Source organism: uncultured Brachyspira sp., from assembly GCF_949287625.1.
In the GTDB taxonomy this organism is placed as follows: Bacteria; Spirochaetota; Brachyspiria; order Brachyspirales; family Brachyspiraceae; genus Brachyspira.
Window position 1 is genome coordinate 1 of sequence record NZ_CASEGO010000116.1, and the last position, 9,289, is coordinate 9,289.

Annotated in this window: 5 protein-coding genes; 3 read left to right on the forward strand and 2 right to left on the reverse strand. The window is 28.2% G+C overall.

What is annotated here, in order from left to right; all coding sequences use genetic code 11:
• A partial coding sequence (locus Q1X91_RS13625; protein WP_300758679.1) for an Rpn family recombination-promoting nuclease/putative transposase occupies nt 1–657 on the forward strand: 657 nt, incomplete at its 5' end.
• Nucleotides 658–1,281: 624 nt separating this feature from the next.
• Here Q1X91_RS13625 and Q1X91_RS13630 read toward each other — a convergent pair.
• The gene (locus Q1X91_RS13630; protein ID WP_300758681.1) at nt 1,282–1,710 is read right to left on the reverse strand and encodes a hypothetical protein; all 429 of its coding nucleotides are present in this window, start codon (nt 1,708–1,710) and stop codon (nt 1,282–1,284) included.
• 603 nt (nt 1,711–2,313) lie between these two features.
• Here Q1X91_RS13630 and Q1X91_RS13635 point away from each other — a divergent pair.
• Together Q1X91_RS13635 and aspS are read left to right on the forward strand one after the other, a co-directional pair.
• Nucleotides 2,314–5,172 carry an AAA family ATPase gene (locus Q1X91_RS13635; RefSeq protein WP_300758683.1) on the forward strand — a complete coding sequence of 953 codons (2,859 nt, stop codon included), beginning with the start codon at nt 2,314–2,316 and terminating at the stop codon, nt 5,170–5,172.
• 158 nt (nt 5,173–5,330) lie between these two features.
• Nucleotides 5,331–7,094, forward strand: coding sequence for an aspartate--tRNA ligase (aspS, locus tag Q1X91_RS13640; RefSeq protein WP_013113988.1), 1,764 nt, complete (start codon nt 5,331–5,333; stop codon nt 7,092–7,094).
• 81 nt (nt 7,095–7,175) lie between these two features.
• Here aspS and Q1X91_RS13645 read toward each other — a convergent pair whose 3' ends face one another.
• Complete coding sequence (locus Q1X91_RS13645; protein WP_300758686.1) at nt 7,176–8,870, reverse strand: DUF6348 family protein; 1,695 nt, start codon at nt 8,868–8,870, stop codon at nt 7,176–7,178.
• Nucleotides 8,871–9,289 lie beyond the last annotated feature (419 nt).

Here is a 9,289-nt window from a genome sequence, read left to right on the forward strand (position 1 = left end):
GTCGATGTCAAATGTATTACTCAAAATGGTTCTGTTGTTATTATAGAAATACAATTACAAGGCAATTCAAGATTTCCAGAGCGTATACTTTATTATTGGGCATCTAATTACAGTAAATTATTAAAACATGGTGAAAGATACGATGAATTAACTCCAGTAATAAGTATAAATCTTCTTAATTTTAATTTAGATAAAACTAAAAATATACATTCCTGCTATATGCTTTATGAGATGAATAATAGAAGGTTATTAACAGATCATCTTCAAATACATATAATAGAATTAAAAAAGTTTAAGAAAAATGTATTATCTAAAGATTTAAATTATTGGCTCAAAATATTTACAAGCAAAAATTTGGAGGCATCTATGTCTGAAATAGTAAAAGAAAAACCCATAATGGAAGAAGTGCAGAAAAAATATAATAATTTTGTAAAAAGCAGATTAATGATGATGGAATATGAGAAAAAAGAAGCTTATTTATATGGTAATCAGATAATGCTTGATGAAGAGAGAAGATTGGGTAAGGAAGAAGGTATAAAGGAGGGTATAGAAAAAGAAAAGATTTCATTGGCAAAAAAGATGAAAGATGATAGAGTAGATTTAAATACTATTTCTAAATATACAGGATTAAGTATAGAAGAAATAGAAAAACTATGATAAAAAACTTTACTTTAATCCCCGCCCTTTTAGATTTTAAAGTCTTATTTTTCATATTGGCTTTAATTAAATCTATAAGCCTACACTTAAAAAAGTACGCCCACCCAAAACGTGATTTTAAATTAGGATTTGCTCTACGCACGCAGAGCGGATTTTTATAATACAGATTGATTAATAATTCTAATTTTTATTATTTATTAGAATCGATTAACCGTGCGTTGAAAAATATTGTAAATTTAAAAAATCGCTTGGGTGGGCAGACAGAATAACACTCAAAGTAAAGAGTGAAAAATAAGCCATAAATAACAAATAGTATTCAAAAAATTAGAGGGTGGGAGTTAGAATAAATTTCAAAATTTTACTTTAATTCCCGCCCTTTTAGATTTAAAAACTTTATTTTTTAGTATTAGTTTGATTAAATTTTTTAAGTCTTCACTTCAAAAAGTGCCCCACCCAAAGCGTAATTTAAATTTGAAATTCACTCCACGCAAGTATAACAGCATTTTATTTGTATATAAGTCTAGAATTATTTATAAATTTAATTTTATAAATCTACAAATAAAATGCTTAAACTAATTAATAATTTTTAAATAGTTTAAGCATTAATTAAAAGAATATGATTGATTATTGTTGCTTCTTAGTTAAAGTACCATTAATATTTTGAGTTGAACTTCCGCCTGAGTAAGTAGTTGTATTTTGACCTGTAACATTAGCAGAAGTATCAGAAGTAAATTCTATATTCATAGTACCTTTTGATGTATATTCGTCAGTATTAAGAGTATAATTTGCTGTATATGAAGTATCAGAATTTTTAGTTATACTTGAAGCAGGCATATCAATATTCTGAGATTCATTTCTTACAGAACCATCTGTATTTATAATAATTGTTTGACCTGCTAAATTTCCGCCTCCTATCCAAGTACCTGCATATTTGCTGTCTATACCTGTAGGCTTTGTTTCTCCTGAACCTGTTTTATCTGCATTTGAACAGCTTACAGATAAAATACCTGCTAAAAATAAAGTAAAAAGAATGGAAAATAGTTTTTTGTTCATATTAGAACTCCTTATATAAATTATAATTTTATAAAAAACATTTTTTAAAATGTTTTTATCATAGTAAAAAAGCATTCTAAAAAAATTTAGAAAATATGTAATAATAAAATTTTGATATTTTTTTATTACTAATGATTGTTTTTTGATTGAATTATTATATAAATAAAGTTTTAAAATTATTTTCAATGCCAATATTGACTGAAAGGCGTATAAAGAAAAATATATTTTTTTAGAATTGTTATAATATTTAGATGATATTGATTTTTTTGAAAGGTTTACATTATTAGTCGAGTGTCGAGTGTCGAGTGTCGAGTGTCGAGTGTCGAGTGTCGAGTGTCGAGTGTCGAGTGTCGAGTGTCGAGTGTCTTATTTAATAAACTAAATATTTTTATCATAACAGTATTATAAAATATTAAATCATTATGTCAATATTATTTGATTAAAATAACAAATAACTATACCGAAAATTTGTTATCGTAATTATATTTTTATCAAGAAAACCAAAATAAATTTATAGTATTTTTATATATTATAGATTAAATTAATTGATTATTTTTTAATAGGATTGTATAATTATAGAATATACTAAAGACAGGAAATAAGATGTATATAAAGAATCTTAATTTGCACGGATTCAAATCATTTGCCATAGAAACCAATATAGAGTTTAATGAAGGCGTTACTGTAGTGCTTGGACCAAACGGAATAGGTAAAAGCAATATAGTAGAGGCTTTCCTATGGGTTATGGGCGAGCAGTCCGCAAGCAGATTAAGAATAGACAGCTCAAAAGGGCTTGAAAGCGTAATTTTTCATGGTACTGATACTAGAAAACCTTCCTCTCTGGCACAAGTAGCACTCACGCTAGATAATAAATCAAGATGGATAAAAAAATATGATACAGATGAAGTTGTTGTTACTCGTAAATATTATAGAAAAGGTTTGTCAGAATATTATATTAATGATGAGCAGGTGCGTTTAAAAGATATAGTTGATATGTTTTTGGATACTGGGCTTGGTAAAAATGCCTACTCTGTTATTAAACAGGGTACAGTTTCTGAAATAGCAAAACAAAAACCCGAAGAGAGAAGAAGCATCATAGAAAATGCAGCTGGAATTAGTAAATATCTTGAAAGAAGAAGAGAGGCTGCAAAAAAACTTGAAGAGTCAGAAAGAAATCTTGATAATGTAAAAATACAAATCAAAGAATCTGAAAAACATTATAAATCTTTAAAAGAACAGGCAGCAAGAACAGAAAAATATTATAATCTTAAAGATGAACAGAAAAAAATAAGTATTAGCTTGAATGTTAATCAGGTAAAAAAATTAAAAATTACTTTAGAAGAGCAGAATAAAAGCCTTGAAGAGCATAATAATAAAAAACAGGAATTAGAAAAAGAGCTTCATGATTTGGACAATCAGAAACAGCAGGAGCTTTTAAAATTTGAAGAGACAAGAACTTTATCTATAGAGCTTGATAAACAGGTATCATTAATAGTTACAGAGCTTACGCATATAGAGAAGATGGCAAATCAATTAAAGAATCAGCTTGACAATGCAGGCAAAGAAAAAGAAGAGACTCTTAACAGAAAAAATACCCTATTAAAAAGAATAGAAGAAGATAAAACTCAAATAGCAGAACTTGAAGAGGAAGTTAAAAATATAGCTGAAAATATAGAAAGATCCTTAAAAGAACAGGAAACTGAAGAGACCAATATAGCAAATGAACAAAATAAAATAGCAAGTTTAAATGATAAAATATCTTCTATAACAGAAGAAAATCAAAACGCCACTTTAAAAATCGCAGATGCTAGAGAAAGACAGCTTGAAGTAATAAATAAAATTATAAGCGAGATTGATGAAAAGAAAAAAGATGTTATGGGAAACAGTTTTTATCAGAATATAGGAAAGCATGAAACTGATATTGATATAGGATTTAATAATCTGCTTAATGCTATAAATACAAAGATGAAAACTATAAAAGAGTTTGAAGAGGAAGGTGTATTATTAAGTTTAAATGAACTTAGCTTTAGTTCATTATGCGGTTTTATAAAAAATTTGGGAGAGAGTTTAGAGACAGAAAAAAAAGATGCATTATTTTTACATGGCATTTTTAAAGAATATACTAAAATAAAAGACCCTTTCGTTGATTTGCTTTTTGATAAAGAAGGTACATATATGCAAAAGGAAGCAATAGATAAAGAGATTGCCGATTTGGAAAACTTTATTAAAAGCAATATAGAAAAAATGGAAGAGTTAAATAATGAAATAAAATTATCTACTGACAATATTAATAAATCTAATGCAATGCTTACTACTCTTACAATAGAAAGGGCTAAATACGAAACAAATAAAAAAGCCTCTGAAGACAGAAAAGAGATGATAATAAAAAGCATGAAAATAATAGAAGATGAGTTTGCAACGCTCAATGAAAAAATAGCAAGGCTTGAAGAAGACTATAAAAAACTTAATGAAGAGTACAAACAAAACTCTATAAGCTATAAAGAATTAGAAAAGAAAAAATCAAAAACAGAAAGCGAATCCAGACATAAAGCCAATGAAATAAAAAAGGCAGAATCGGCATTATCTAATTTTGAAGTAAGCCATGCAAAAAGGGTAAGAAAATTAAATGAAACAAATGAAAACATTACAAGAGTAAGTGAGAGAATAAATCAAAGCAAAGATAAAATTAATGATATATATACTCATTTCTATGAAAATTATGCTCTTAATTTGAAAGAGTTTGAAGAGAATACTCAAAACCTTATAGATGAAGATGCATTTAAAAATAAATTAAACACTATCAATGAAAAAATAAAAAATCTAGGTCATATTAATGAAATGGCTTTGGACGAATATCAGGAAGCCAAAAATAAATTTGAGTTTTTAACGAAACAAAAAGAAGACTTAGAGAAATCAAAAGAAGAAATATTAAAAATCATAGCAGATGCCAATAAAAAAGCAGGTGAGGATTTCTTAAAAACATTTAATGAAATAAATAAAAAATTCTCAGAGACTTTTAAAATATTATTCGGCGGCGGTAATGCAGGCTTAAAAATACAAAATGAAGAGGATCTATTAAACAGCCCCATTGATATATTTGCTCAGCCTCCGGGCAAAAAAATGGAAAATATAGTATCATATTCTGGGGGCGAGCTTACTATGACAGGGCTTGCTTTGGTATTTGCAATATTTTTGTACCGACCTAGTCCTTTCTGTATATTAGACGAGGTTGACGCTGCACTTGACGGAGCTAATATTATAAGATATAAAAATATGGTTAAAAATCTCTCTAATAATACTCAGTTTTTAATCATTACGCATGATGAAGTAGCTGCCACAATAGCAGACGCCTATTATGGAATAACTGCCGAAGAGAAAGGGGTTTCTAAAATATTTACTGTAAAAGTAGATAAAGACGGCAAAGTTAATGGAAGCGAAGATAAACTAGTGACTAATGAATAATTTTTAATCTATAAATATATCAAAAAGTACCGCACCAAAATACGATTAAAGTAATTGATTTTTATACATATTTATAATATAATAATTATGTTTATTCAAACAAAAATATAACTTATTTTTTAATAATCAAATAAATAATTTTTTAAGAGGGAATTAATATGCGTTTTAAAAGTGCCTATAATGGAATATTAAGCAAAAACGATATCGGCAAAGAAGTAAAACTAGCTGGTTGGGTTTTAAGAAGAAGAGATCATGGCGGAGTAATATTTGTAGATTTGAGAGACAGAACAGGTTTTGTACAAATAGTATTTAACCCAGAAATAAGCAAAGAAGCACATAATGACGCTCAGGATTTAAGAAGCGAATACGTTATTAGTGTAGAAGGAAAAGTTAGGGCTAGAAGCGAAGAGATGATAAACCCAAAAATTCCTACCGGCGAAATAGAAGTTATGGTTGAAAAAATGGAGCTTCTTAATACTTCTGAAACTCCTCCTTTCCTTCTTGAAGATGATATTGATACTGGAGAAGATATAAGACTTAAATACAGATACTTAGATTTAAGAAGACCTAAAGTATTTAATAACCTATATAAAAGATTTCAAATTACTAATGCTTTTAGAAAACATTTAGCTGATAACGGCTTCATAGATGTAGAAACTCCTATATTGAATAAAAGTACTCCAGAAGGTGCTAGAGACTTCCTTGTTCCTTCAAGATTAAATGCAGGTGATTTTTATGCACTTCCTCAATCTCCTCAAATATTCAAACAAATACTTATGATAGGCGGTTTTGACAGATACTATCAAGTAGCTAAATGTTTCCGTGATGAAGATTTGAGAGCAGACAGACAGCCTGAGTTTACTCAAGTAGATATTGAAACTTCTTTCCTTAATACTGATGAGTTTTTATCTATCATGGAAAGTGTTACTGCTAATATAGTTAAAGATGTTTACGGTATTGATTTGCCTACTCCTTTTCCTAGATTAAATTATTATGATGCTATGGAAATGTACGGAAGCGATAAGCCTGATACTAGATTTGAATTAAAACTTATCAATGTTGAAGAAGCTGTAAGAGGCTGTGATTTTGCAGTATTTAAAAATGCTTTGGATAACAAGTTTATAATAAGATGTCTTAATGCTAAAGGCGGCGTTGATAAATTAAGCAGAAAAGATATTGACGACTTCACCAAATATGTAGGTATATTCGGAGCTAAAGGTCTTGCTTGGATGAGAGTTACTGAAAACGGACTTGAATCTAACATAGTTAAATTCTTCTCTGAAGACAATCAGAAAAAAATATTAGAAGTTACTAAAGCAGAAAAAGGAGACTTACTATTCTTTGTTGCTGACACTCCTAAAGTTACTTATGATGCATTGGGCAATTTGAGATTAAAAGTAGGTGAAAAATTAAACTTAATAGATAAAGATAAATTAAACTTCCTTTGGGTAGTAGAGTTCCCATTATTTGAATATGATCATAAAGAAAAAAGAATATCTGCTACTCACCACCCATTCACGGCTCCAGTACCTGAAGATGTTCCTCTATTAGATACAGATGTATTAAAAGTAAGAAGCGATACTTATGACTTGGTATTAAATGGTAATGAAATAGGCGGCGGCGGTCAGCGTATATATGACAGCAAAGTACAGGCTAAAATATTCAGTCTTTTAGGAATAGATGATGAAAAGGCAAAAATAAGATTCGGCTTCTTATTAGACGCTTTAAAATACGGAGCTCCTCCTATGTGCGGTATGGCTTTCGGTATAGACAGAGTTATCATGCTCTTACAAAAACAAGACAGCATTAGAGAAGTTATAGCATTCCCTAAAACTCAGAAAGGTCAATGTTTGATGAGCGGCTGTCCTTCTACTGTAGATGATGATCAGCTTGAAGAACTTCACTTAAAAGTTGAAGAATAATTTTAATTTATAAATATATTAAATTAATTAAAGCCTCCTTATAATATTATAAGGAGGCTTTATTATTATAATATAAATTAATTATCTAATCTCATAATCATCATCTATATTAAAACTCAAATTTACTTCCAAATTTTCTAATTTTTTATTTTTCTTTTCATAATCTGACTTGATTTGTGAATAAATACTATACCCTGCACTCATATTTATAAACTTTGCATATATATCATTTTCTTTGCCGTTAAATACTCCGCTTCTGAAAAGTTCAAAAAGATAGCCTCCTATTAAATGATAAGTGTAAAGCTGTGTCTTATAAAGCGAACAATTTTTTTCTTTGGATTCAAAATTAAAATTGATTAGCTCTCCAGAATGAAGTTCATTAAAAAACTCATTGTCAGCACATATCTCTGGAAGAAACAAAAATAAATCTGAGGCAAGTGTATAATCATTAGTTAGATTTTCAGCAAGCTCTCCTAATCTATTATAGTATTCATCTGTTTCATTAGAATTCAAAACTATATTGCTGTACTGCTGAACAAAGTTTAAAATTTCTTCATTAGAATAAGGATAAGGTGTATATGTTTCATCATCTTGTACTAAAAAGAAAAACTGCTTATCAGAAGAAAAATCTGTTTCTGCCCAAGTTTTTACATGTTCATTCATTTTATTAGAAAGCTCTGGTATATTAGTATCATTTATACGAAGTTCACCTATAGAATAATTGTTTTTCGCTTTAGCTCCATATATTTTTATGTAGCATATTTTTTGATTTCCTATTCTCTTTAATATATCATCTTTAAACATATTCCAATAAGTATTGATATTTTTTATAGTACCGTCATTTGCACCCAAATTTACAATATTGCTTGTATATACTCTCCATTTATGCTTTTTACCGTCAAATTCAGTTTCTGCCTCATCAAGCATTCTTCCTTCATTCATAGCCTTTATTCCAGTCATTATTCCATATACAAAACTGCCGTTTGAAAGCCCTATAGCTGTATTGGTATCTTTTCCAGCACTTGCACAGCATTCAAATATATTTCTGTCCCAATTAGGACTTGATATATAATAGTTTATAACCGCACTTTTATCTGTAAGAGTATCAACATAAGCATTAATAAATATATTCCATTTATTTATAACTATGCTTCCTTCTATGATTTCATTTTCTATATCATTGGATAATATTGAAGATATATCTTTTATAACAGCATCTGGATCATTCGCATTAACATCGCTTGCCTCATAATGCAAAGCTCCTTTGTTTATCTCTTCTTTAAATCCATTGTATAGTTCATTATAATAATTATACTCTTCAATACTTATATTATCTTTATTTATTTCCAAAGTATTTATTGCTTTGTCTATATATTCTAAAGAAGTATCAGCCTCACATTTGCCAAGATAGGCATATGATATTTTATAAAACCAAGTATGATGATTTTTAGTATATTCACTTAACGAGTTTAATGTCTCTAAAGCTAAATCAAATTTACCTGTATTATTATATGCAACAGCTAGGAGACCTTTTATATTATCATTTAAAAATCTCTCATCATTAGAGGAAATAGATAATATTAACTTTATTATATCATGATGTTTTTCATTATTATGCATTTCACTTAGCTCAATATCCAAAGCATTATAAAAAATATTAAGCATATCATCATCTAAATATTGATATTCTAATGATAATACTAATTTAATTATTTTATCATATTCATTTTCTTCATATAGTTTTTTTAGTTTAGAATATATTTCTTTATTTTCCATACTTGAGTTTTCTCCAAATAGTTTTAATCACTTCATAATTAAATATAATCAAAATACATCAAAATTGCAAATCTAAAAAACTATAGTTTCTCAAAATAAATGTATATTTTGTTTTTAATATATGACTTTTTTATTACGTAAGATTCTGTTTATTTTCAGCTAGGTATTCTTAATTGCGGAATATATGAAATGCTGTATTTTACAAATAAAATACAATTAGTACTATTTTGTATTATTTTTACACTTGCACTTTCGCGAAGCGTATCCGAGCTTGTTGAGGATATAAGGTTCTTTGACGAAGTCCGCAGAGCGTATGCGGCGAAAAAGTTGAATAAAAAATTGACAAACTTAAAAATTTTTAGTATATACTGGAACGATTTCATTTTGTCAACTGATGTACATTATATAGAATTATCAAC

What these genes read in the sequence shown, in the direction of transcription:
- Q1X91_RS13645 (WP_300758686.1), bottom strand. Translation starts at nt 8,870, where the DNA reads ATGGAAAATAAAGAAATATATTCTAAACTAAAAAAACTATATGAAGAA.
- Q1X91_RS13630 (WP_300758681.1), bottom strand. Translation starts at nt 1,710, where the DNA reads ATGAACAAAAAACTATTTTCCATTCTTTTTACTTTATTTTTAGCAGGT.
- aspS (WP_013113988.1), top strand. Translation starts at nt 5,331, where the DNA reads ATGCGTTTTAAAAGTGCCTATAATGGAATATTAAGCAAAAACGATATC.
- Q1X91_RS13635 (WP_300758683.1), top strand. Translation starts at nt 2,314, where the DNA reads ATGTATATAAAGAATCTTAATTTGCACGGATTCAAATCATTTGCCATA.